The organism is Streptomyces sp. NPDC088732 (genome assembly GCF_044751205.1).
In the GTDB taxonomy this organism is placed as follows: Bacteria; Actinomycetota; Actinomycetes; order Streptomycetales; family Streptomycetaceae; genus Actinacidiphila.
In genome coordinates this window covers 449,869-474,322 of sequence record NZ_JBIVLI010000001.1, presented here as the reverse complement: position 1 = coordinate 474,322, position 24,454 = coordinate 449,869, and the positions used below count along the sequence as shown (strand labels likewise).

General features: G+C 72.7%; 17 protein-coding genes and 1 pseudogene. 11 read left to right on the top strand and 7 right to left on the bottom strand.

The window, feature by feature from the left end; translation table 11 throughout:
• Positions 1-91: 91 nt before the first annotated feature.
• The gene (locus tag ACIP9H_RS01995; protein ID WP_401956884.1) at positions 92-1,879 is read right to left on the bottom strand and encodes a 3-hydroxyacyl-CoA dehydrogenase family protein; all 1,788 of its coding nucleotides are present in this window, start codon (positions 1,877-1,879) and stop codon (positions 92-94) included.
• Between the two features lie 325 nt (positions 1,880-2,204).
• Here ACIP9H_RS01995 and ACIP9H_RS01990 point away from each other — a divergent pair, with 325 nt between their 5' ends.
• Positions 2,205-3,710, top strand: coding sequence for a HEAT repeat domain-containing protein (locus ACIP9H_RS01990; protein WP_401956881.1), 1,506 nt, complete (start codon positions 2,205-2,207; stop codon positions 3,708-3,710).
• On the opposite strand, the gene ACIP9H_RS01985 is transcribed toward ACIP9H_RS01990, so the two are convergent.
• Positions 3,676-4,191 carry a GNAT family N-acetyltransferase gene (locus ACIP9H_RS01985; RefSeq protein ID WP_401956879.1) on the bottom strand — a complete coding sequence of 172 codons (516 nt, stop codon included), beginning with the start codon at positions 4,189-4,191 and terminating at the stop codon, positions 3,676-3,678. The genes ACIP9H_RS01990 and ACIP9H_RS01985 overlap by 35 nt on opposite strands.
• Before the next feature lie 47 nt (positions 4,192-4,238).
• Positions 4,239-5,288, bottom strand: a complete 1,050-nt coding sequence (locus ACIP9H_RS01980; protein WP_401956876.1) for an Rv2578c family radical SAM protein — start codon at positions 5,286-5,288, stop codon at positions 4,239-4,241.
• Positions 5,289-5,403: 115 nt separating this feature from the next.
• Between ACIP9H_RS01980 and ACIP9H_RS01975 the strand changes: the two are divergent.
• Positions 5,404-5,517 (top strand): annotated as a pseudogene (locus ACIP9H_RS01975) (alcohol dehydrogenase); the annotation flags it as partial.
• A 131-nt stretch (positions 5,518-5,648) separates the two neighbouring features.
• Here the strand turns inward: ACIP9H_RS01975 and ACIP9H_RS01970 are convergent.
• Positions 5,649-6,407, bottom strand: coding sequence for a type 1 glutamine amidotransferase domain-containing protein (locus ACIP9H_RS01970; protein ID WP_401956874.1), 759 nt, complete (start codon positions 6,405-6,407; stop codon positions 5,649-5,651).
• A 500-nt stretch (positions 6,408-6,907) separates the two neighbouring features.
• Between ACIP9H_RS01970 and ACIP9H_RS01965 the strand changes: the two genes are divergently transcribed.
• The gene (locus tag ACIP9H_RS01965; protein WP_401956871.1) at positions 6,908-8,380 is read left to right on the top strand and encodes a glycerophosphodiester phosphodiesterase family protein; all 1,473 of its coding nucleotides are present in this window, start codon (positions 6,908-6,910) and stop codon (positions 8,378-8,380) included.
• Positions 8,381-8,530: 150 nt separating this feature from the next.
• Complete coding sequence (locus ACIP9H_RS01960) at positions 8,531-8,974, top strand: SRPBCC family protein (protein WP_401593699.1); 444 nt, start codon at positions 8,531-8,533, stop codon at positions 8,972-8,974.
• A gap of 41 nt (positions 8,975-9,015) precedes the next feature.
• Here the strand turns inward: ACIP9H_RS01960 and ACIP9H_RS01955 are convergent, their stop codons facing one another.
• From ACIP9H_RS01955 to ACIP9H_RS01945, 3 genes are read right to left on the bottom strand one after another with little or no spacing between them, the layout of a single operon-like run.
• A complete protein-coding gene (locus ACIP9H_RS01955; protein WP_401956868.1) occupies positions 9,016-9,807 on the bottom strand; it encodes an IclR family transcriptional regulator in 792 nt (263 codons plus the stop codon).
• A gap of 56 nt (positions 9,808-9,863) precedes the next feature.
• Entirely contained in the window at positions 9,864-10,808 is a 945-nt protein-coding gene (locus ACIP9H_RS01950) for a hydroxymethylglutaryl-CoA lyase (RefSeq protein WP_401956866.1), read from the bottom strand.
• Complete coding sequence (locus tag ACIP9H_RS01945) at positions 10,809-12,038, bottom strand: CaiB/BaiF CoA transferase family protein (RefSeq protein WP_401596666.1); 1,230 nt, start codon at positions 12,036-12,038, stop codon at positions 10,809-10,811.
• A 290-nt stretch (positions 12,039-12,328) separates the two neighbouring features.
• Here ACIP9H_RS01945 and ACIP9H_RS01940 point away from each other — a divergent pair, with 290 nt between their 5' ends.
• The 7 genes from ACIP9H_RS01940 (at position 12,329) to ACIP9H_RS01910 (ending at position 24,411) form a co-directional block, all read left to right on the top strand.
• Entirely contained in the window at positions 12,329-13,864 is a 1,536-nt protein-coding gene (locus tag ACIP9H_RS01940) for a GntP family permease (RefSeq protein ID WP_401956863.1), read from the top strand.
• A 177-nt stretch (positions 13,865-14,041) separates the two neighbouring features.
• Positions 14,042-16,426, top strand: a complete 2,385-nt coding sequence (locus tag ACIP9H_RS01935) for an MFS transporter (RefSeq protein WP_401956860.1) — start codon at positions 14,042-14,044, stop codon at positions 16,424-16,426.
• A 190-nt stretch (positions 16,427-16,616) separates the two neighbouring features.
• Positions 16,617-19,136, top strand: coding sequence for a SpoIIE family protein phosphatase (locus ACIP9H_RS01930; protein ID WP_401596674.1), 2,520 nt, complete (start codon positions 16,617-16,619; stop codon positions 19,134-19,136).
• 170 nt (positions 19,137-19,306) lie between these two features.
• Positions 19,307-20,140, top strand: coding sequence for a M55 family metallopeptidase (locus tag ACIP9H_RS01925; RefSeq protein WP_401596677.1), 834 nt, complete (start codon positions 19,307-19,309; stop codon positions 20,138-20,140).
• Complete coding sequence (locus ACIP9H_RS01920) at positions 20,133-21,467, top strand: M20/M25/M40 family metallo-hydrolase (RefSeq protein WP_401596680.1); 1,335 nt, start codon at positions 20,133-20,135, stop codon at positions 21,465-21,467. Before ACIP9H_RS01925 ends, ACIP9H_RS01920 begins: the two co-directional genes overlap by 8 nt.
• The gene (locus ACIP9H_RS01915) at positions 21,464-23,458 is read left to right on the top strand and encodes a prolyl oligopeptidase family serine peptidase (protein ID WP_401596683.1); all 1,995 of its coding nucleotides are present in this window, start codon (positions 21,464-21,466) and stop codon (positions 23,456-23,458) included. The genes ACIP9H_RS01920 and ACIP9H_RS01915 overlap by 4 nt, the downstream gene beginning before the upstream one ends.
• Complete coding sequence (locus tag ACIP9H_RS01910) at positions 23,455-24,411, top strand: LD-carboxypeptidase (RefSeq protein WP_401596686.1); 957 nt, start codon at positions 23,455-23,457, stop codon at positions 24,409-24,411. The genes ACIP9H_RS01915 and ACIP9H_RS01910 overlap by 4 nt, the downstream gene beginning before the upstream one ends.
• Positions 24,412-24,454: the final 43 nt, after the last annotated feature.

The following is a 24,454-nucleotide window of genomic DNA, read 5'->3' as shown; positions in this document are numbered from 1 at the left end:
AAAGTACTGCATTCCCGCCGACTCTTGGGCAGGGCCCGGCTTCCGCAGCCTGTGGGGCGGCCCCAGCAGGCCGCCCCAGCCGTCCGCAGGCTCAGCGCCGGGCATACTCGCGGAAGCCGCGGCCGGTCTTGCGGCCCAGGCACCCGGCCGACACCAGGTGCTCCAGGAGCGGCGCCGGCGCCAGGCCGGGGTCGCGGAACTCCTTGTGCAGCACCTGCTCGATCGCCAGCGAGACGTCCAGCCCCACGACGTCCAGCAGCTCGAACGGGCCCATCGGGTAGCCGCCGCCGAGCTTCATCGCCGCGTCGATGTCCTCCACCGTCGCGTAGTGCTCCTGCACCATCTTCACCGCGTTGTTCAGGTAGGGGAACAGCAGTGCGTTGACGATGAACCCGGCCCGGTCGCCGCAGTCCACGGCGTGCTTGCGGACCTTGCCGCAGACCTCGTGCACGGTCGCGTGCACGTCGTCGGCGGTCAGGACCGTGCGGACCACCTCGACCAGCTTCATCGCCGGGGCGGGGTTGAAGAAGTGCATGCCGACGACGTCGGCCGGACGGGACGTCGCGGTCGCGATGGCGACGACCGGCAGCGAGGAGGTGGTGGTGGCCAGGACCGCACCCGGCTTGCAGACCTTGTCCAGGGTCGCGAAGAGCTGCTGCTTGACCGCCAGGTCCTCTGCGACCGCCTCCACGGCCAGGTCGACGTCCGCGAACGCGTCCAGCGAACCCGCCGCGGTCACCCGGCTCACGGCCTGGTCCCGCTGCTCCTGGGTGAGCCTGCCCTTGGCCACCGACCGGTCCAGGGACTTGGTGAGCGCCGCGAGTGCCTTGCCGGCCTTCTCCTGGCCGCGGGCGGCCAGCACGACCTCGTAGCCCGCCTTGGCGAACACCTCGGCGATGCCGGTGGCCATGGTGCCGGAGCCCGCGACGCCGACCTGCCGCACGGGGCGCCCGGCCGCGGCGCCGTCGCCGGCGACGGGCGTCTCGGTGTCCGCCACGACCGTGGCGCTGCAGGGGGCCTCGTAGGTGTAGAAGCCGCGGCCGGTTTTGCGGCCCAGCAGTCCCGCGGCGGTGAGCTGCCCGAGGATCGGCGCCGGGGCGTGCAGCCGGTCGTGGGAGGCCGCGTACATGGCCTCCAGCACGGTCCGGGCGGTGTCGATGCCGATCAGGTCGAGCAGGGCGAGCGGGCCCATGGGCAGGCCGCAACCGAGCCGCATTGCCGCGTCGATGTCCTCGCGTGTGGCGTAGCGGGACTCGTACATGGCGGCCGCCTGGTTCAGGTAGCCGAAGAGCAGCCCGTCGGCGATGAAGCCCGGCCGGTCGCCGACCGCCACCGGCTCCTTGCCGAGGCCGCGGACGAGCGCGGTCACGCTCTCGGTGGCCTCCGGCGAGGTCAGCACGGTCGAGACCACCTCGACCAGCTTCATGGCCGGGGCGGGTGCGAAGAAGTGCAGGCCGAGGACCCGGTCGGGGCGCGAGGTGCGGGAGGCGAGCTCCGTCACCGACAGCGCGTTGGTACCGGTCGCGATGACCGTGTCGGGCTTGACGACGGCGTCGAGCCCGACGAGGACCTCGCGCTTGATCTCGAAGTGCTCGGTGACGACCTCGATCACCAGATCGGCGTCGGCCGCGGCCTGGAGGTCGGAGAAGGTGCGGAAGCGGGCCAGCACATTGCCGCGCTCCGGCTCCGTCATGCGCTCGCGCCGCACGGCGCGGGCGGTGGCTGACTCCAGGGAGTCGACGGCGCGGCGCGCCGCGGCCTCGTCGGTCTCGATGCCGATCACCTCGTGACCGGCGCGTGCCATGACCTCGGCGATGCCGGTGCCCATGGTGCCGAGGCCGACGACGGCGACAGTGCGGAAGGGACGTGGACGGTCCATCGCGGAACTCCAGTTGCTGAGGATCCGCGCCGTGCGTCTTCATGGCACAGGCGCGGGCGGGAGAGGAGTTGTGAGGAGCCGCGGGGTGCGTACGCGTGGGTGTGCGTGCCCGCGTGAAGATGCTGGCGCGCCCTGTCCCGGGGCTGCGCCGCGATGGTGCCGAACCGACGGCGGCGGCACACGGCGGCTGCGTCACCAGGCCGCGGTGTGCGTTGGTTAGAGGGTAACCGGCGAGTAACCAGCGCGCCAGCCCCCCGCCCATGTGATTTGCACCCCCGACAGATGAGCGCGCCATTAAGGTGAACATCGGGCGAGAGGGGACGCTGTGGACGACGCGGGGGACGGGCGTTTCGGGGAGCACCGCGCGGCGCGACGCGCCGGGGCCCTGTACGGGTCCCTGCGCTCCGGCGGCACCACCCTCGCCGAGCTGCGGGACCGGGGCGAGTCGCGCCGCGTCGTCGGACTGCTGTCCTTCGCGGCCCAGGGCGCCGCCGAGTCCCGCGACGCCTATGTGCGGCGCATGGCCGCGTCCAGGGACGCCGCCGCCATGGTGCGGCCGTGGCTCGGACCGGAGGAGCGGGCCCTGCTCGACGGGGTGACCGGCCGGTCACCCGGTGTCCCCGCCCTGCTCGGCATCCTGCCCGGTGGCACGGCGGACGAGCGCCGCTACGTCCTGGAGGCGCTGGCCGCCCGGCGCGCACCAGAAAGCGCCGCACCGCTCTTCGAGCTGCTCTGCGACGCCTGCGCGGAACACGGCACGCCCGCCTGGTACCCGGACCTGCTGGAGCGGACCATCGGCCGCGTCCTCAGCGGGGGTGAACGCCGGCACTGGCGCCTGACACCCTGCCCGGCCGACCTGCCCCGGGCGCCGGGAAGCGTGCCGCTGCTGCTCCGGTACACCGCCCACCCGGCGCCCCGGGCCAGGGCCCTCGCCCTCGATCTGCTCGGGTGCGCCGGGGAGCCGGCGCACCTCGGCCTGTTCGACGCGGCCGCCCGGGACCCCGAGGCGGCCGTGCGCGAGGCGGCGCTCGCGGCACTCGGCAGGACGGACCACCCCGGTGCGCGGGACGCGCTCGCGGGCGTCCTGACCGAGCCGTCGCGCTCCCTGGAGGAACGGGAGATCGCCGCCGTCGCGCTCGGCCGCGCCGGCGACCGCCGGGCCTTCGAGACGCTCTTCCTGCTCCTCAACCATCGCGACGCCTTCCGCAATGTCACCGCCGCGGACACCCTCGCCCGGCTCGGCGACCCGCGCACCGCCCGTGCCGCCGCCGCGCTCGCCACCAATCGGCTGCGCATCACCTATGCCCTCGCCGCGATCCGCCTCCTCGGGCGTCTGGGTGCTCCGGAGTCCGTGCCGGCCCTGACGTCCACCCTGCGATGGCTGCTGGACGAGGGGCGGTTCGGCCTCCAGGCAACGCGCGGCTGCGTGCAGGAGCTCGGCCGGCTCGGGGACGCGCGGGCGGTGCCCGCGCTGAGCCGGGCCGCCGGGGTGCCGGTCCTGCGCGCCCCGGCCGTGGAAGCCCTCGGCCGGATCCGTGGCCCGGCCGTGCTGGACCTGCTGCTCGCCGCGGCCGGCGACCCGGAGGAGCAGGTGCGGAGCGCGGCCGCGCGCGGACTGGCCCGCTACTGGGACGAGCCCCGCGCCACTGCCGCGCTCGCGGGGCTGTGCGCGCCGCCGTACCCGCGGCGGGTCGTCCGGGCCCTGGTGCGTTCCGGCGACCCGGTGGCGGCCTCGGCGCTGGCCAGGGCGCACAAGGAAGCGCCCAGTGCAGCGACGCGGAGGCTGGCGGGCTCGTTCAGTCCAGTTCCGCGGCGTAGCGCAGCTCCTTGAGGGGCACGTCGTCGTACATCTCGATCTGGTCGGTCCCGTCCGGGCCGAAACCGGCGCGTGTGTAGAAGCGCCGCGCGGGCTCGTTGTCGGCCAGCACCCACAACCGCAGCTGTCGGAAGCCGCGTTCGGCGGCGCGGGCCCGGACGGCTGCCATGAGGGCGCGTCCGGCGCCCTTGCCGATGTGGTCCGGGCGCACGTATATGGCGTACAACTCGCCGACCTCGCCGCCGTCCTGCTCACCGCGGTACGGGCCGAGCGCCGCCCACCCGGTCGGTTCGCCGCCCTCGGCGGAGACAAGGTTGTCGACCCGCCCATTGCCCTCGTCGAACCATCCCCGGCGGCGTTCGGCATCCGCCTCGGCGTCCATGGCGTCCAGGTAGGGCTGCGGGACGATCCTCGCATACGCCGCCCGCCAGCCGCTGACGCGGATCGCCGCCACGGCGTCGATGTCGTCGCGGGTCATCGTCCGTACTTCGTTCATGCACCGGACGCTATGCGCACGGAGGAGGTGCCGGCCAGCGGCATTTCTCACAGCAGCGTCAATTGTGTCGGCTCCGGCACCGGCTCGGCGGCGGCCGACTCGTCGGCGGGCGGCGTCGGTACGGCCCGCAGACGCCGGGCGGCACCTGCGCGGGAGGGGCCTATGCCGAACTCGTCGGCGAATTCGTGCACCATGCGCGTGATGCGCCGCTGGTACCAGGTCGGGGCGTAGGCACCGCTCTCGTACAGCGCCTTGTAGCGGGAGATCAGACGGGGGTGGTGCACCGACAGCCACGCCATGTACCACTCGCGGGCGCCGGGGCGAAGATGCAGCACGAGCGGGGTGACCGAGGTGGCGCCGGCCGCCGCGACGGCGCGGACGGTCTCCCGCAACTGCTCGGGGGAGTCGCTGAGATAGGGCAGCACGGGTGCCATCAGGACGCCGCAAGGGATGCCGTGGCCGTTCAGGGTCCGGCAGACGTCCAGCCGCCGCGCGGGCGCGGGGGTGCCCGGCTCCACGGTGTTCCACAGCTTCCGGTCCAGGAAGCCGACGGAGACCGCGACGGAGACCTCCGTGACGCGCGACGCCTCGACCAGCAGGTCCAGGTCGCGCAGGATCAGCGATCCCTTGGTGAGGATCGAGAACGGATTGGCGTGGTCCCGCAGGGCCGCCAGGATGCCCGGCATCAGCCGGTACCGTCCCTCGGCGCGCTGGTAGCAGTCGACGTTCGTGCCCATGGCGATGTGCTCGCCCTGCCAGCGCGGCGCCGCCAGTTCGCGGCGCAGCAGTTCCGGGGCGTTGACCTTGACGACGATCTGCGAGTCGAAGTCCAGGCCGGTGTCGAGGTCCAGATAGCTGTGCGTCTTGCGCGCGAAACAGTAGACGCACGCGTGGCTGCACCCGCGGTAGGGGTTGATCGTCCACTCGAAGGGCATCCGGGACGCCCCCGGCACCCGGTTGACGATGCTGCGGGCGCGCACCTCGTGGAAGGTGATGCCGCGGAACTCGGGCGTGTCGAATGTGCGGGTCACGGCGTCCATGCCGACGAGCGCGGGTGTGGCCGCCGCCGTGTCGCGGCTCAGGTTGTCCCACCTCATGCCGCCTCCTTTTGTTGCTCTGCCCCGAGAATAGAACACCTGAGCGAAAAACGTCGAGGGGTATCCGGAGGAGGTGTCGCCGGCGGTTGGCGGAGTACCGGAGCCGGGGAGTCCCGGTCCGGGCAAGAAGGCGGCGCTCGTGGGCATGGGCGGGCTCGGCCACGTCGCGTTCAAGAGCGCCGATGCGCTCGGCGCCGAGGTGACGGTGCTCTCGCCGTCACTGCGCGAGGACGTCGCCGCACGCTGGACCACGGCGGAGCCGTCGATCCGTGCCGAGGGGGTCAACGAGGCGTACGAGCGGGTCCTCGTCAGTGACGCGGCCGCGATCCGACGTAAGGGCGTTTCACGGCTCCGTGTACCTCAGCCCGCTGCGTGCTGTTCGAGGAGGGCGAGGTAGCGGCGGGCGAACAGATACGCGTCGCCCGGCCACCGGGCCGACAGATAGTGGCCGTCCTCGACGACGAACGCGTGGGTGTCGTCGTCCTCGGTTCCCCGCTGGGTCAGCACGCGGGGTCCCCGCTCGAACTGCGACGCCGGGTCGGAGAGCGCGTCGCGCACCTCGTCCTCCACGTACGCCGGATAGGTGCGGTAGTACCGGCCGAGGCGCCAGGCGGTCGTCCAATAGGCGGTACGTTCCATGTACTTGGGCAGGCAGGTGGTGCGGCGGTCGGCGAGGAGCCCGCGGCCCGTATCCAAGTCCTTGGTGCGGGCCAGCACGAGGACTCCGTGGCAGATCGCGCCGACCGGCCGGTCCAGTGCCCAGAACCGGGCCACCTGCTCCCGCAGTACGCCCGAGTCCAGGTACTGGCGCATCCCCGGCGCGTGCCCGCCGGGCAGCAGCAGCCCGTCGAACTCCGTGACGTCCGTGTCCTCCCAGCCCACCGGGTGCTCGAACGCGGCGCTGCGAGTCAGCTGTTCGTACCGGTCCTTGGCCTCCGCGGCGGCACCGAGCCGGCCGAACACCACCCCGTCCAGCAGCCGCGGGTCGGCCGCGGGCCGGGTGCCGGGCCGTTCGGTGGCGAGCACGACCTCGTGACCTGCCAGGGTGAGCACGTGCCACGGCACGGCGACCTCGGTCACGTCGAAGTCCCGGTCCGGGACCGGCATCCACACGCGCATGCGGGCATCATGCCAGGACCGCGCGCGTTCATGGGCGTGGACGCCACGGCCATGCGGAACAATGCTGTGCTGGAGCCTCGGCGGCTTTCCGGCAGTAAGCACGCCATGGGAATGCCCGAAAGGGAATCCCGGGGACAGGGGCATGGAATCCTGGCGCCAATGTCCCTCGGCTGAACCGGCCGGCTTGGGCACGGCATCCGTGATGTCCCAAGACGGGGGAGGGACGCCGCGGGCAGAACTCTGCCGGCCGTGTCCTGGCAGGCGGGAAGAGTCGTGCGTGTGCCATTGCGGTGCCGGAATATCCGCGCCACACCTTCTCCGTGAATGACCGCGGGTGCCGCAACCCGTGGACGGCCTCGGACGGTTGGTGCGGGCGATCACAAAGTCGCGCCGATTGAATTTCCGTGCCGTCCTCGAGCGTGGCGATGTTCAATTCTCGGACTTCGGAGAGGCGTGCGACGTACGTCGTCCCTTCCCGGCGCCTTCCTACTCTCCGGCCCATGAAGAGATCAGTTGTGAGTGGTGCTACCGCAGCCGCCGCGTCCCTGACGCTGGTTGTGGCCGCTGCCGTGCTCGGCGGGGGTCTCCCGTCCGCTGACATCGGCCTGGCCGCCGGCCGCGGTTCGGACAGCACGTCGTACCTTTTCGGAGGCTCCGGCAAACCCGGGAGCACGGCGGCGGTACGTGCCTACCGGGATCTGCTCGACCACGGCTCCGACGCGAAGATCCTCACCACCGCGCACCGGGGCCAGTGGCGAAAGGCCCCGGAGAACTCGCTGGCGGCGTTCAAGGCGGCCTACGACGACGGTGCCGAGATCATCGAGACCGACATCCAGCTCACGAAGGACGGCGTTCCCGTCCTGATGCACGACACCACCGTCGACCGCACCACCAACGGACGCGGCGCGGTCTCCGACATGACGCTCGCCCAGATCGAGCAGCTCCGCCTGCGCGAGGGACTTGGCGGCGGCCAGGCGGCGGTCACCGACCAGCAGGTGCCCACGCTGGAGGAGGCGATGGAACTCGCCAAGAATCGCGGGCTGATCAACCTGGACAAGGGCTGGCCGTTCCGGGAGCAGGTCTGGGACGTGCTCACCCGCACCGGCACCGTCGGCAACGGCCTCTACAAGAGTGACGCCCCGGTGCCGGAGGTCCAGGACTTCCTCGCCACCCACAAGGGCGCCCTCTACATGCACATGATCACGGACGGCAACCTGGGGGCCGTGGCCGCGTTCGGCGACGACCAGCCGGTGGCCTACGAGGTGAACTACGGCAGCGTCCAGGACGCCGTCGCCCGCAAGCCGTTCCTCGACGCCGTGGCCCGGCACAGCCGCGTCTTCAACAACACCATGTGGAACGGCCTGTCCGACCACATGACCGACGAGGCGTCGCTGACCGACCCGCTGCGCGGCTGGGAGGCCCTCGCGCGCAGCTTCGACACCACGATCTTCCAGACGGACGATGTGGAGAAGTTCGAGTCCTGGCTCCGCACCGGCGAGGGCGACCCCGTTCCGCACGGCGGCGTACGGGTCCAGGCCGAGAACTTCCTCCCCGGCCAGGACAGGGGCTACCACGACAACGACGGCGGGAACAATGGCGGGTTGAAGATGCGGCCCGGCGAGGACGTCGACATCGAGGACGCCGACGGCAACGTCCGGGTCGGCTGGATGCGCGGCGGCGAGTGGCTGACCTATGACGTGGACGTCCCGCGGACCGGGACGTACGCACTCTCCGTCCGGGCGTCCTCGCCGTACTCGCCCGCGGGCACCTACACCGTCTCCTTCGACGGCGGCGTCGAGAGCAAGCGGGTCGACATCCGCAACACCACGAGCCACAGCAAGGAGGTCCTGCAGCCCAGCGGTGTGCAGCAGCGGCTCACCGTCGGCCGTCACACCCTGCGGATCAGCCTTCCCCAGGACGCCTACCAGAACTGGAACCTCGACTACCTCCAGCTCGTCCCGGTCCGCCGCTGAAGCACTCCTGGCCGGCCCCCGTCCGGGGACCGGCCGCGACGCGGGCCCCCGGGTGCCCCGATGGGAGCCGCCGATTTCGCGGGGGCGCGCCCGTGGTGATTGGCTTGCCGTGACGGCACACGGATCACGGCAAGTCACCGGAGGACGGCGATGGCACAGGTCGAGGCCACCACCCAGCGCGAGATCGCGGCGAGCCCGGAGAGCGTCTTCGCGGCGCTCGCCGACTACGCGGGGACCCGGCAGCGGCTGCTGCCCGAGCAGTACAGCGAGTACGAGGTGCGGGAGGGCGGGAGCGGCGCCGGCACCCTGGTGCACTGGAAGCTCCAGGCGACGGAGAAGCGCATCCGCGACTGCCTGTTCGCGGTCACCGAGCCGACCGCCGGGCAGCTCGTCGAGACCGACCGCAACTCCTCGATGGTGACCACCTGGACGGTCACCCCGGCCGGCGAGGGCCGCGCCAAGGCCGTGGTCAGCACCACTTGGACCGGCGCGGGCGGCATCGGCGGCTTCTTCGAGCGCACCTTCGCGCCCAAGGGGCTCAACCGCATCCAGGACGCGGTGCTCGCCCGCCTGGCCGCCGAGACCGAGAAGTAGCCGGCGGGAGCGAACCGCTGTGCCGGGCCGGCGCCGGGCGCTCAGTGCGCTCCGGCGCCGTCCCGGATACCGGGCCGGTAGCCCAGGCAGCGGGAGGCTTCCTCGGCGGCCTCGACGACACCAGGGGCGAGCCGTCCCACATCTGCCGGGGTGAGCCGCTGGGTCGGCGCGCCGATACCGAGGGCGGCCACCACCTCGCCGGTGCTGCCGAAGACCGGCGCGCTGATCGAGGCCGCGCCGATGTCGCGCTCCTCGAAGGTGGCGGAGAAGCCCGTTCTGCGGATCTCCTCCAACTGGTCGTCCAGCAGGTCGATGTCCACCACGGTGCGCGGTGTGTGGCGGGTGAGGCCGTGGCCGACCGCGTCGCGGCGGGCCGTGGGGTCGAAGGCCATGAAGACCTTCCCCGCAGAGCCCGCGTGCAGGGACATCACCATGCCCACCGCGAACATCCGCATCACCACATGGTGCGTCTCGGCGAGCGAGACGACGGTGCGGTGCGCGCCGTCCCGCACATAGAGGCAGGCCGTCTCCCCGCTCCGGTCGCGGAGTTGCTGCAGCGCGGGCCGGGTGAGCCGCACCAGGTCGAGGCCGAAGGTGCCCGGCGCCGCCCACTGCACGAAGTGCAGCCCGATGCGGTAGACGTCCCCGTCGCGGTCGAGGAACCCCTCCCGCAGCAGGTTGTGCACCAGGCGCTGGCAGGTGCTGCCCGGCAGGCCGGTGGCCCGGGTGATCTCCTGCAGATTGAGTTCGGGCCGCTCGATGGTGAAGCACTCCAGGATCTGGCGGATCTTCTGCAGGACCAGCAGTGGCGCGGTCCCCGCCTTCTCGCTCATGGGTATCACCGCGTCTTCCGGGCCGGACGTCCGTCGCGTACGACGGCTACCGTATGTCAGCCGGCCGTCCCCGCCGTCGCGGTGCCCAGGCACAGAGGCACCGGTGCGGAGGACACGGCGGCGAGCGCGGAGTCGAGCCGGTGGCCGAGGAGGATCCGCAGTTGCTCGCGCACCGCGGTGAGGCGGCCGACGTCGATGCCGGTGGCGATGCCCGCGTGATGACAGAGATGGACCAGGTCGTCGGTCCCCAGGTTGCCGGCGGCGCCCGGGGCGAAGGGGCAGCCGCCGATGCCGCCGAGCGCCGCGTCGAAGCGGCGCACGCCCAGCCGGAGCGCCTCCCACACGTTCGCCGGCGCCATGCCGTACGTGTTGTGCAGGTGGAGCCCGACGGGGAGTTCGGGCAGCGCCTCCCGCACGGCGGTGACGGTGCGGCGGATGTGCAGGGGACCGGCCGCCCCTATGGTGTCGGCGAGATGGAGCACGCGGATGCCGAACCCGGCCAGCCGGCGGGCCGCTGCGACCACCGTGGCCGGGTCCGTCTCACCGTCGTACGGGCAGACGAACGCGGTCGCGATCGTGGCCTCCAGGCGCACACCCGAGGCCGTCAGGATCTCGACGGCCGGAGCCAGCCGGTCCAGGGCCGCGTCCCGGGGCACACCGGCGTTGGCGAGGCTGTGGCCGTCGCTCGCGGAGACCGTGAGCCGGACGTCGCGCGCCCCGGCCTCGACCGCCCGCCGCGCGCCCCGTTCGTTGAACACCAGGGTGTGCAGGGCGACCGACTCGCCGGGCCGCACCCGGGCGAGCAGGAGGCTGGTGTCGGCCATTTGCGGCACCTTGTCGGGGCGGACGAACGATCCGGCCTCCAGTGAGGTCACCCCGGCGTCCAGCAGGCCGTACGCCAGGCGCAGTTTGTCCGCGGTGGGAATCACGACGGGCTCGTTCTGGAGGCCGTCACGGAGCAGGACGTCCGTGATCAGCACATGGTCGGGGGTGCCGGGCATTCACACCACCCCCAGGTCGCGCAGTTCCTGCCGGCGGCCCGCCCCTATGCCGAGTTCGGCCAGGACGGCGTCGGTGTGCTCGCCCAGGTCGGGCCCGAGCCAGCGGGTGCGGCCGGGCGCCTCGGCGAGTTTGGGGACCACGCCGGGGAAGGCCACGTCCTGGTGCCATCCGGGGGCTATGGCGACCCGATGGCGTTCGAGCATGCCGCGTGCCGCGAAGTGCGGGTCCTTGGCGATCTCGGCCGCGGTGAGGATCGGGCCGCAGGGGACGTCTCCGGCGTCCAGCCGCATCAGGACCTGCTCGTGCGGCAGTCCGGCGGTCCAGGCCGCGATGGCCGCGTCGAGCTCGGCGACGTGCCGCACCCGGCCCGCGTTGTCCGCCAGGCGCGGGTCGTCCGCCAGGCCGGGCCGGCCGATGACGGTCATCAGCCGCCGGAAGACGGCGTCGCCGTTGCCGCTGATCACCACGTAACGCCCGTCCTGGCACGCGTAGGTGTTGGAGGGCGCGATGCCCGGGAGCGCGCCACCGGTGCGCTCCCGCTCGATCCCGAAGGCGTCGTAGTCGGGCGTCAGGGACTCGGTCAGGGAGTACACGGCCTCGTACAGGGCGACGTCCACGACGTCCCCGCGCCCGGTGGCGGCGCGGCGGTGGAGCGCGGCCAGGGTGCCGACGACGGCGTACAGGCCGGCCACGGAGTCGGCGAGGCTGATGCCGAGCCGGGTGGGGGGCCGGTCGGGATACCCCGTGAGCTGGCGCAGCCCGCCCACCGCCTCCGCGACCCCGCCGAAGCCGGGACGGTCGCGGTACGGCCCGGTCTGCCCGTAGCCGGAGATCCGGGCCAGCACCAGACCGGGGTTGGCGCCGCGCATCCGCTCCTCGCCCAGGCCCCAGCGCTCCAGGGTGCCGGGGCGGAAGTTCTCCAGCACCACGTCGCAGCGGCGGACCAGCGCGAGGGCGATGTCGCGGCCTTCCGGGCGCCCCAGGTCGAGCGTGAGCGACCTCTTGTTGCGGTTCATCGCGCGGAACAGCAGGGAGGTGTCGCCCTCGTGGAGCCGCCACCGGCGCAGTTCGTCGCCGCCGCGCGGCCGTTCGACCTTGACGACGTCGGCCCCGAGATCCGCCATCAAGCGGCCGGCCGAGGGGGCGGCGATGAAGTTGCCCATCTCCAGGACGCGCAGCCCCGCGAGGGGGCCGGGCGCCTCTCCATGACGCGCAGACGATTCGGGCATCTGCGATCACCTCGCAACCCATATCGTGATGTCAACTTCCAGCATGTGGGTCACGAGGCTTCCCGTCAAGAAATCCGTTATATCGCTTCAAATGGGTGCTTACTGAGCTGACAGGACGGGGTATACGGGGTGCCGGCCCATGCATGCGCAATGGATCGCGCAGCGGAGTACTCTCATGATGAGATGCCGTCTCACAGAGAGCCGGTTGTGGACGAGCCCGCCTCCGCACCACGACGGGGCGCCTGGCCGTACTCGCCTTCCCCGGCACCGCGTGTGCAAGGAGCGAGCGGATGTCGCAGATCCCCGTACTGGTCAACACCGGCGTCGCGATCGTCGCCATTGTGGTGCTGATCGTCCGCTTCCGCGTGAACCCCGTGATCTCCCTCGTGGTGGGTTCGCTCTACCTGGGGCTCGCGACCGGGCTCGGGCCCGACAAGACCGTCAGGACCATCACCACCGGCTTCGGCAACATCATGGCCGAGGTGGGCCTGCTGATCGCCTTCGGTGTGCTCATGGGCTCGCTCCTGAAGGAGATGGGTGCCATCGAGCGGCTGGTCGAGCACCTGCTGAGACTCTTCGGCCCCCGGCGGCTGCCGCACTCCATGGCGCTGACCATCGCCACCCTCCTGCAGGCGATCTACCTCGACGTGCTCCTGGTGATCTGCGCGCCGCTGGCCCGCACCGCCTCCCGGCGGATCGGGCCCTGGGGGCCCGCGCGCATGGCCGCCGCCCTGGCGATCGGCCTGGAGAGCGGAATCGTGCTCATGGTGCCGGGTGTCGGGGCGCTCGCCCTGGCCGCCCTGCTGCACGTACCGCTGGGAACGATGCTGCTGTGGGGCCTGGTCCTGGTCGTCCCGACCGTCCTCATTTCCGTGTCGATCATGACGTTCTTCTTCCGGCGGGGCTTCTGGAACAGCGCCACCGACGAGAACACCGCCATGGAGCCCGTTGCGCCCGAACCCCCGAGGACGGCGGAGAGCGAAGCCAAGGAGGACACCAAGGACACCAAGCGGACGGCATGGCCGGTGAGGGTGCGGTCCTTGCCGACGGTCGCCCTCGTGGGCGCCGTCCACGGACCCGGCCGTCCGAGGACGGCGGGGCCGGTCCGGCCCCCGGTGAGCCGGTCAGGTACTTGTCCGGCCGCCGACGCCGAGGGGGCTTCGGTCCCGGTGTCCGCTGACGGTCCGGGCCTGTTCGTCCGCTTCGCCCCGCTCCTGGCCGCCCTGCTGATGATCGCCATCGGCGCGGTCTTCGACGCGCTCGGCGTCAGGAACGCCGTCCTGTCCTTCATTGCCAACCCCGTGGTGGCTCTGCTCACCGGACTCGTCGGTACGGTCCTCGTCGGCAGGGCCGCCGTGGGCCGCGAAGGCGTGGAGCGCGCCGTGGTGCGCGGGTTCAAGGACAGCGGCCAGATCCTCATCCTCACGGCCGTCGGCGGTTCGCTGGCCGCAGTGGTGGCCGCGAGCGGTCTGGGCCACATCCTGCGCGGCTACTTCACCACCGGTGACGTGGCGCCCCTGCTGCTGGTCTGGGCCGTCGCCGCCGTGCTGCACATGGCCATCGGCTCGGTCACCATCTCCGCCATCACGGCCGCCGGCATCCTCGCCCCGATCTCGCCCGCCCTCGGGCTCGACCCGGTTCTGGTCGCGCTCGCCGTGGGCGCCGGCTCGCTCTTCGCCGTGCACGTCACCAGCAACACCTTCTGGCTCCTGCAGTCGCTGATGGGGCAGACCACCCGGGGCACGCTCAAGACGTGCACGGTCGGCGTCTCGGTCGCCTCCGTCGTGGCCGTCCTGCTGCTCCTCCCGCTGAGCCTGCTCCTGTGACGGCGGTCCGCCGACAACCGTGCGCCGACCACCGTCCGCGTCCGGCGACCGCCGCCCCATGGGCACGGGCCTGCGAGTTGGTCACTTGAACGGGTGGTTCTGCACGTCCACGGCGCATTCCCGGGCCTTTTGGTCGTTGTCGAAAGGTCAGGCGCGACGAGGGGAGTGGACACGGCGATGGGCGGCACGATGGCGACGACTCTGACCGATCGGAGCGAACCCCTTGCCGACAAGCCCGGCGCCGGAGCGGGCGGGGGCGCGGACGACGGCGCGTCCTCGGGCCACGGGATTCCCGCCGCCGACCTCACGCCCCGCAGGGTGCGGCTGGTCTTCCTGGGGCTCATGCTGACCCTGCTGCTCGCGGCGCTCGACCAGATGATCGTGGCGACCGCGCTCCCCAAGATCGTCGGGGAACTGCACGGGCTGGACCGGATGTCGTGGGCCGTGACGGCCTATCTGCTCGCCTCGACCATCGGGCTGCCGCTGTACGGCAAGCTGGGCGACCTCTTCGGACGCAAGATCGTTTTCCAGTTCGCCATCGTCGTCTTCGTCATCGGCTCCGCGCTGGCCGGCTGGTCGCGCACCATGAACGAGCTCATCGCCTTCCGCACCGTGCAGGGCATCGGCGGCGGCGGCCTGATGATCGGCGTGCAGGCGATCATCGCGGACATCGTCCCGCCCCGGCAGCGCGGCCGCTACATGGGCCTGATCGGCGCCGCGTTCGGTCTGGCGTCGGTGGCGGGACCGCTGCTCGGCGGCTTCTTCACCGACCACGCTTCGTGGCGCTGGTGCTTCTACATCAACGTGCCCTTCGGACTGCTGACCCTCGCCATGATCGCCGTCGTGCTGCGGCTGCCCCGGCCCGCGGTGCGGCCGAGGCTGGACGTGCTGGGGGCGCTGCTGCTGGCCGTGGGCTCCACCTGCGCGGTCCTGCTGACGAGTTGGGGCGGCAGCACCTACGCGTGGGACTCGGACGTCGTGATCGGACTGGGCGCCGGAGCGGCGCTCTGCGCGGTGCTCTTCGTGGTGGTGGAACGGTTCGCTGTGGAACCGGTCATCCCCCTGCGGCTGTTCCGCGACGGGATCTTCACGGTGTCGGCCCTCATCGGCGCCGTCACCGGCGTCGGGCTCTTCGGTGCGGCCAGCTACCTGCCCACCTTCCTGCAGATGGTGAACGGGGTCAGCGCCACCGAGTCCGGGCTGCTGATGCTCCCCATGATGCTGGGCGTCGTCCTGGCCTCGGTCGTCTCCGGACAGCTCATCAGCCGCACCGGCCGCTACAAGGTCTTCCCCCTGCTCGGTGGAGCGCTGTCGGTGCTCGGCATGTGGCTGCTCTCGCGGCTGGACATCGACACCCCGCGTGCCGAGTACAGCGTCTACATGGCGGTCCTGGGACTCGGCATCGGCCTGGTGCTGCCCGTGCTGATCCTGGCCGTGCAGAACTCGGTGCGCCCTGCTGACCTTGGCGCTGCCACCAGCGCCAACAACTACTTCCGGCAGATCGGCGGTTCGGTCGGCGCCGCCGTCTTCGGCACCCTGTTCGCCAACCGCCTCGCGGACCGGCTGGCCGAGGGTCTGCCGCGCGGCTCCGCACTGCCCGACGCGCAGTCGATCACACCGCAGATGGTGCACGCGATGCCGGCCGCGTTGCGCGACGCCTATGTGCAGGCGTACGCCACCGCGATGCCGCGCATCTTCCTCTACCTGGTGCCCGTCCTGGCGACCGGATTCCTGCTCGCCTTCCTCCTGAAAGAGAAACCCCTGGTGACCCAGCACGTCCCCACCGCCCGCAAGGCCGACCTCGCAGGTGTCCCGGTGTGCGGAACGGTCCAGCACGCCGACGGCAGCACCGTGGGGCGGGCCGCGCTCACCCTCATCGATGTGACCGGGCGTCAGGTCGGTCGCGGCGCCACAGGGGACGACGGCCGGTACGCGCTGAGCACACCGGGCGGCGGCAGTTATGTGCTGATCGCGGCGGCCGGGGGACACCAGCCGCAGGCCGTGAGCGTCACCGTCGGCGAGCGTGCGGTGGAACTGGACGTCGTGCTCGGCGGCGCCGGGCGGCTCGCCGGGATCGTGCACACCGCCGACGGCACCCCGGTGCGCGAGGCGACGGTGACCCTCACGGACGCCGGGGGCGACGTCGTGGCCAGCACGCGGACCGGCCGCGACGGCGACTACACCCTCACCGAGCTGATCGCCGGCGAGTACACGCTCGCGGCCAACGCCCCCGCGTACCGGCCCGCGGCGCTCCCGGTCTCCGTCCAGGCCGCCCGGGAGACCCGGCAGGACGTCGAACTCGCGGGTGGCGCGATGCTGCGCGGCACCGTGCGCGCCCCCGGCGGGCGGCCGGTGGAGGACGCACGGGTCACGCTCCTGGACGCGGCGGGCAATGTCCTGGACACCGTCACAACCGGGGCGGACGGCACCTTCCGCTTCGTGGACCTGGCCGCGGGGGAGTACACGGTGATCGCCTCCGGCTACCCGCCGGTGGCCACCGTCCTCCGCCTCGCGGGCGGCGGACGCGCCGAGCGCGACGTGCTCCTCGGCTACGAGGACTGACGCGCGGGTTCCTTCGTCAGTGACGTTCTGTCAATTTCACATTGGAGTACGCAAGTTTGCCGCAATGACGCGCGCGGCACCCGGTGGCGGTCGTACCGTGGTGGCGGAGCCGCAGATCATGCGCGGGGCGCCGACCACGCCCGGCCGCGATCGGTGTCCGGCACCACAGGGGAAGGAGCCGAAGCGCGTCATGGAACGTCGCACCCCGCTCGGGGAGGGCAGCCGTCCGGCGCTGCCGCCGCAGCGTACGGGCCTTTCGGGACGCATTCCGCTCGCCGTGGTCGTCGTGGACCGCGACGGGCTGGTCTCCCACTGGAGCACAGGTGCCCGCAAACTCTTCGGCAGCACACGCGAGCAGGCGATCGGCCGCTCCGCCATCGACCTGCTGCCGGTCTCCGGTGCCCTCGGCGACGGCGCGGGCGGTCCCTACGGCACGGACACCGTCAGCGGCGCCGCCTACGGGCCCGGTTCCCTCGGCCCCTACGAGGGTCCCGACCTCGACGCCTCACTGAGCGGTGAGACCTCCTACCCCACCGCGGGGCGCGCACGTCTCAACCGCAGCCATGACACCGTTGTCGACGACGCCCCGGTGGACGTGCTCTGGTGGTCCTACCCCCTGGTCGGGCCGGGGCCCGAGACGCTCCTCGTACTCGCCGCCGACGCAGCCCAATTGCATGTCGAGGCCGGTCAGGAGGCAGAAGCCGGCGGCGAGTTCGAGCGGATCGCCCCCGGCTTCGCCCTGCACACCGAATTCCCCGGCGCCGAGGGACTCGCCAAGCGGCTGCCGGAGATCCTGCCCAGCATGGGCGTCGCCGAGAGCGGCCGGATCGTCTCCCAGGTCCTGGAACTCGGCTACCCCGTCCTGGAGATCAGCCGGCACGACCGCGTCCCGGTCACCCCCGACTGGGGCGTGCCCCGCAGGGCCGAGCGCCGCGCCGACGGGCTGCGCGCCGCCCGCGAGGCCGCCGCCGACCCGCGGGCCGCCGCGGCCGAGGACGTGGAACCGGACATCGAGTACGCAGCCGTCCGCGAACGCCTGGAGTTCCTCAACGAGGTCAGCGGCCGCATCGGCAGCTCCCTGGACCTGTCCCGCACGATCCAGGAGGTCAGCGCCGCCGTGGTGCCGCGCTTCACGGACGTGGCGGCCACCTATCTGCGCGCACAGGTGCCGGCGGGCGAGGGCTTCCCCGACGGGCCGCCGGACGTCACGACCGTGTGGTACCAGGTCGCCGTGGAGCACACCGACGAACCCGGCCGCTGGGACGACGTCGTGCCGGTCGGCGAGTCGACCACCTTCCCCGAGCACACCCCCTTCTTCCAGTGCATGACGAGCGGCCAGCCGGTCCTCGTGCCCAGGATCACCGAGCCCATGGGCGAGGAGATCGCCGCGCAGTTCGAGAAGCGCGACATCCGGCCGCTCATCACCGGCCGGTCGATGCTGGTGGTGCCGCTCAAGGCGCGTGACGTGGTGCTCGGCTTCGTGATCCTGCTGCGCCACCGCGAGCGGCCGCCGTTCAACGACATGGACCGTGTGACCGGCGCCGAACTGGCCGCCCGGGCCGGTCTCGTGCTCGACAACGCCCGCATGTACACGTATCAGGAGAACATCGCCGACACCCTCCAGGCCGGCATGCTGCCGCAGATCACGGCACGCATGCCCGGCTGCGACGTGGTGACCCGCAGCCGGCCGGGCAACGGGCGGGGACGCGCCGGCGGCGACTGGTTCGACGCCATCAAGCTCCCCGGCTCCCGGGTGGCGCTGGTCGTCGGCGACGTCATGGCGCACGGACTCCACGCGACCGCCATGATGGGGCAGTTGCGCACCGCCGTGCAGACCATGGCCGCGCTGGACCTGCCGCCCGCGCAACTGCTGCGCAGCCTCGACGACCTCGCCCAGCGGCTCGGCGAGAACTACCTGGCCACCTGCTCGTACGTGGTGTACGACCCGGTCCACGGCGAACTGTCGATCGGCAACGCCGGACACACCCCGCCCGTGCTGGTGCGTGCCGGGGACGGCCGCGCCGAGCTGCTGGACGTGCCCACGGGCGCGCCGATCGGCATCGGCGGCGTGGCCTTCGAGACGGTCCGGGTGCCGGTCGCGCCGGGGGACCGGCTGCTGCTGTGCACCGACGGACTGGTGGAGGCGCGCGACCAGGACACGGGCACGGGACTGGCGGCGCTGTGCGAGAGCGCCACACGCGAGGCCTCCTCGATGGACGACGCGTGCGACACGGTCATCCGCGCGCTGGGCCGGCCCGGCGGCCGCACGGACGACACCGCCCTGCTGATGGCCCGCCTCGGCGGCATCGCACGGGAGGACGTCGTCACCTGGCAGCTCGCCCTCGACACGCGCGAGGTGCGACGGGCCCGTGCGCTCACGCGCGACACCCTGGAGCGCTGGGGCGCGCCGGAGGCCGCCGAGACCGCCGCGCTGCTGGTCGGCGAGGTCGTCACCAACGCCGTACGGCACGCGCACACGCGCCACGTCGAACTGCGGCTGGTGCGCGCGGACGCGTTGCTGTGCGAGGTCACCGACGACGACCACGCCCTGCCCGTTCTGCTCGGCTCGGGCCCGGAGGAGGAGCGGGGCCGCGGGCTGCGCATCGTCAGCCGGCTGGCGCGGGAATGGGGCGCGAGCCGCACGGCGCAGGGCAAGACGGTCTGGTTCGAGCAGCAGCTGCCGTGCCGGAGCGCCGCCGCGCGGACGTGACCGACGTGACGGATGTCGGGGCACGACACGCTCGCCAGGCTCGGTTCCTCCCGCGGCCGGGACGGGCCGGCGATGCCGGCCGGGGCCGATCGGGGGTTGCCGCGGGAAGTTTTCCACAGGCCGGGTGGGGGCCTGGTGTGCGCCGATGACCTTGCGTAACGTTCCGTGGCATGAAGATCCTGATCAGCGCGGACATGGAAGGCGCCACCGGGGTGACCTGGCCCGGTGACGTCGTGCCCGGCAGCGGGCAGTGGGAACGCTGCCGGCACCTGTTCACCTCGGACGTGAACGCGGCGGTCGCCGGCTTCTTCGACGGCGGGGCCGACGAGGTCGTGATCAACGAGGCGCACTGGAGCATGCGCAATCTGCTGCTGGAGCAACTGGACGAGCGGGCCCAGTTGCTCACCGGCCGCCACAAGGACCTGTCCATGGTGGAGGGCGTCCAGCACGGTGACGTGGACGGGGTGGCCTTCGTCGGCTACCACACGGGCGCGGGAACGGAAGGCGTGCTCGCCCACACCTACCTCCCCAACTCCATCACCGGTGTGTGGGTCAACGGCGACCGGGCGAGCGAGGGGTGGCTGAACTCCCTGGTCGTCGAGGAGTACGGGGTGCCGGTCGTCCTGGTCACCGGCGACGACCGCACCGCGCTGGACGCCCACCGCTACGCGCCGTCGGCGCGGACGGTGGCCGTCAAGGACTACGTGTCGCGCTACGCGGCGGTGTGCCGGCCGCCGGCCCGTACCGCGGCGGACATCCGGGCGGCGGCCAAGGACGCGGTCGGCGTCGCGGTACGGCACGAACCGGCCCAGGCCGGGCCGTTCGCGATCGAGCTCGAACTGGACGCGGAGCACCTGGCGGGCGCGGCGGCCATCGTGCCCGGCGTCGAGCGCACGGGTGAGCGCCGCGTCGCGTACACCTCACCGACCATGTACGAGGGGATCCGCTGCTTCAAGGCCGTGACCACCCTCGTCTCGTCAGCAGTGGAGGAGCAGTATGGCTGACACCCAGGCACTCGACGAGGCGGTCCGCTTCACCTCGGAACTGATCCGGATCGACACCACCAACCACGGCGGCGGGCAGGGCAACGAGCGTCCGGCGGCGGAGTACGCGGCCGGGCTGCTCGCCGAGGCCGGCGTCGAGGCGGCCGTCCTGGAGTCCGCTCCCGGGCGGGCGAACGTGGTGGCGCGCATCGAGGGCACCGGGGCGGGCGCCGACGGCGCCCTGCTGGTCCACGGGCATCTCGACGTCGTGCCCGCGCAGGCCGAGGACTGGAGCGTGCACCCCTTCTCCGGGGAGGTGCGCGACGGGGTGGTCTGGGGCCGCGGCGCCATCGACATGAAGAGCACCGTCGCCATGGTGCTGGCCACGGTGCGCTCGTGGTCACGCGAGGGCGTGCGCCCCGCACGGGACATCGTGCTGGCGCTGACCGCCGACGAGGAGGACAGCGCGGCCTACGGATCGGGCTTCCTCGCCGACCGGCACCCCGGGCTCTTCCACGACTGCACGGAAGGCATCAGCGAGTCGGGCGGCTTCACCTTCCATGCCGGACCCGGCAAGCGCATCTACCCCGTCGCGGCCGGGGAGCGCGGCACGGCCTGGCTGAAGCTGACCGCGGACGGCAGGGCCGGCCACGGCTCCAAGGTGAACCGGACCAACGCCGTGACGCGTCTCGCCTCGGCCGTCGGCCGCATCGGTGAGCACCACTGGCCGGTGCGGATCACCCCCACCGTCCGGGCCGCCCTGACCGAACTGGCCGCGCTCTACGGCGTCGAGCCCGACTTCGCGGACGTGGACGGCCTGCTCACCAAGCTCGGCACCGCGGCCGCGCTGGTCGAGCCGGTTATCCGCAACAGCGCCAACCCGACGATGCTGGAGGCCGGGTACAAGATCAACGTCATTCCCGGCCATGCGACCGCCCACGTCGACGGACGCGTGCTGCCGGGCGGCGAGGAGGAGTTCGCGGCCACCATGGACGAACTCACCGGCCCGGACGTGCGGTGGGAGTACCACCACCGGGAGATCCCCCTGGAAGCTCCCGTCGACAGCCCGGTCTTCGCGGCGATGCGCGAGGCCCTGGTGCACTTCGACCCCGGGGCACACGTCGTGCCCTTCGTGATGGGCGGCGGGACCGACGCCAAGCAGTTCTCCCGCCTGGGCATCACCGGGTACGGCTTCTCCCCGCTCCGGTTGCCCGAGGGCTTCGACTACGCGGGCATGTACCACGGCGTCGACGAGCGCGTTCCCGTCGACGGCCTGCACTTCGGCGTCCAGGTCCTGGACCGGTTCCTGCTCGGCGCGCACACCCCGGCCACCGGAGGAGAACGATGAACCCGACACCGCGCACCGCACCGTACGGTGCCTGGGAGTCGCCGGTCGACGCCCGCACCGCCGCCGCCCACGACGGCCGCCCGGAGTTCCCCGGCTTCGTCGGCGAGGAGGTGTGGTGGACCGAGCCCCGCCCCGCGGAGGGCGGCCGGCGCGCACTGGTGCGCCGGCTCGCCGACGGCCGCACGGAGTCACCGCTGCCCGCGCCGTGGAACGTCCGCACCCGCGTCATCGAGTACGGGGGCCGGGCCTGGGCGGGCACGACGGTCGCGTCCGGTCCGCTGATCGTCTTCGCCCACTTCGCCGACCAGCGGCTCTACGCCTACGAGCCCGGGTCGGCCGACGCGGTGCCCCGGCCGCTGACCCCCCTCTCCCCGGTGGGCGACGGCCTGCGCTGGGCCGACCCCCAGATCCACCTCGACCGCGGTGAGGTCTGGTGCGTACTGGAGGAGTTCACCGGTGACGGCCCCGTCGACGTGCGGCGAGTGCTCGCGGCCGTGCCGCTGGACGGCTCCGCCGCGGAGTCCCGGGACGCCGTGCGCGAACTGTCCGACGACACACACCGCTTCGTGACCGCGCCCCGGCTCTCCCCGGACGGACGGCAGGCCGTCTGGATCGCCTGGGACCACCCGCGCATGCCCTGGGACGGCACCGAGCTCATGCTCGCGGAGGTCGCGGCCGACGGCACCTTCGGCGCCGCGCGCTCGGTCATCGGCGGACCCGCCGAATCGGTCGCGCAGGCCGAGTGGGCTGCGGACGGGACGCTGCTGGCCGCCACCGACCGCACGGGCTGGTGGAATCTGCACCGGGTCGACCCCGCCACCGGCACGGCCGTCAACCTCTGCCCCCGGGAGGAGGAGTTCGCCGGGCCCGCCTGGCAGATGGGGGCACGCTGGTTCGCGCCGCTGGACAGCGGCACGGTCGCCGTGCTCCACGGGCGCGGGGCGCAGCGGCTCGGGATACTCGAGCCGGCCACCGGTGAACTCGCCGACGTGCCGGGCCCGTGGAGCGAGTGGACCAGTCCCCTCGCGTCGTCCGGGACGCGGGTCATCGGTGTGGCGGCCTCGGCGCGCACTTCCTTCGAGGTCGTCGAACTCGACACGTGCACGGGCCACAGCCGCGTCGTCGGCGCCGCCCACGAGGACGTCGTGGACCCGGCGTTCGTGCCCGAACCCGTCGAGCGGGTCTTCACCGGGCCCGGCGGGCGGGAGATCCACGCCCAGGTGTACCCGCCGCGCAACCCCGGTTTCGCGGCGCCCGAGGGCGAACTGCCGCCCTACGTGGTGTGGGTGCACGGCGGGCCCACCAGCCGCACCCCGCTCGTGCTCGACCTGGAGATCGCCTACTTCACCTCCCGCGGCATCGGCGTCGTCGAGGTCAACCACGGCGGCTCCACCGGCTACGGGCGTGCCTACCGGGAAAGGCTGCGGGGGCAATGGGGCCTTGTCGACGTGGCGGACTGCGCCGCCGTCGCCGAGGCGCTGGCCGCCGAGGGCATCGCGGACCGGGCCCGGCTCGCCATTCGCGGCGGCAGCGCCGGCGGCTGGACCAGTGCGGCGTCGCTGACGACCACCGACGTCTACGCGTGCGGTGTCATCCGGTACCCCCTGCTCGACCTCACCGGCTGGGCCGCGGGCGGTGAGACCCATGACTTCGAGTCGCAGTACCTGGACTCGCTCGTCGGCGCGTGGGCCGAGGTCCCGGACCGCTACCGCGAGCGGTCGCCGATCACCCACGCCGACCGGCTCACGGCGCCCTTCCTCCTCCTGCAGGGCACAGACGACGTGATCTGCCGGCCCGTGCAGTGCGAGCGCTTCCTCGACCGCGTCGCCGGGCGCGGAATCCCGCACGCCTACCTGCTGTTCGAGGGCGAGGGTCACGGCTTCCGGCGCGAGGACACGCTCATCACCTCACTGGAGGCCGAACTCGCCCTCTACGGGCAGGTCCTCGGCTTCACCCCGCCCGGTGTACCCCCTCTGGAGCTCGGCAAGTGACATCTCCCCGTCCCCCGCGTCCCCTCGCCCCCCTGGTCCGTCCGCGCCGGCTCGTACCGGGCGACCGCGTCGCCGTCGTCGCCCCCAGCGGGCCGGTGCCCGCGGAACGGCTGGAGGCGGGCCTGGCCGTCCTCCGTGACTGGGGGCTCGACCCGGTGGTGGCACCGCACGTGCTGGACCGCCGGCCCGGATTCCCCTACCTCGCGGGGGAGGACGCCGCCCGGGCCGAGGACCTCCAGCAGGCGTGGTGCGACCCCGGCGTGGCCGCCGTCCTGTGCGCACGCGGCGGCTACGGGGTCCAGCGGATGACCGACCTGCTGGACTGGGACGCCCTGCGGGCGGCCGGCCCGAAGGTGCTGCTCGGCTTCAGCGACATCACCGCGCTGCACGAGGCCTTCGCCCTCCGGCTGGGCCTGGCCACCCTGCACGGCACGATGGTCGCGGCCCAGGCGTTCATCAAGGACGAGCCGACCCGCGACCACCTCCGGGCGACGCTTTTCGCGCCGGAGACCGTGCGGGTGCTCGGGTCCGCCGACGCGTGCACGCTCGTCCCCGGTACGGCACGCGGGATCACGGTCGGCGGCTGCCTCTCCCTGCTGGCCGCGGGGATCGGCACCCCCGACGGCCGCTCCGAACTGACCGGCGGCATCCTGCTGCTGGAGGACATCGGTGAGGAGCCGTACCGCATCGACCGCATGCTGACGCAGCTGCTCCGCTCCGGCCTCCTGGACGGCCTCGCCGGCATCGCCCTCGGCTCCTGGCAGGACTGCGGCCCCTACGAGCGGGTCCGCGAGGTGCTGCGCGACCGGCTGGGCGGGCTGGGCGTACCGGTCGTGGAGGAACTCGGGTTCGGCCACGGCGACAGGAGCCTCACCGTGCCGCTGGGCGTGCCCGCCGTGCTCGACGCGGACGCCGGCACGCTGACCCTGGAGGTGCCCGCCCTCGACCGGTGACGGCTGCGCCGGGGCCGCGCGGCGGGGGCCGGTGCGGCGCCGC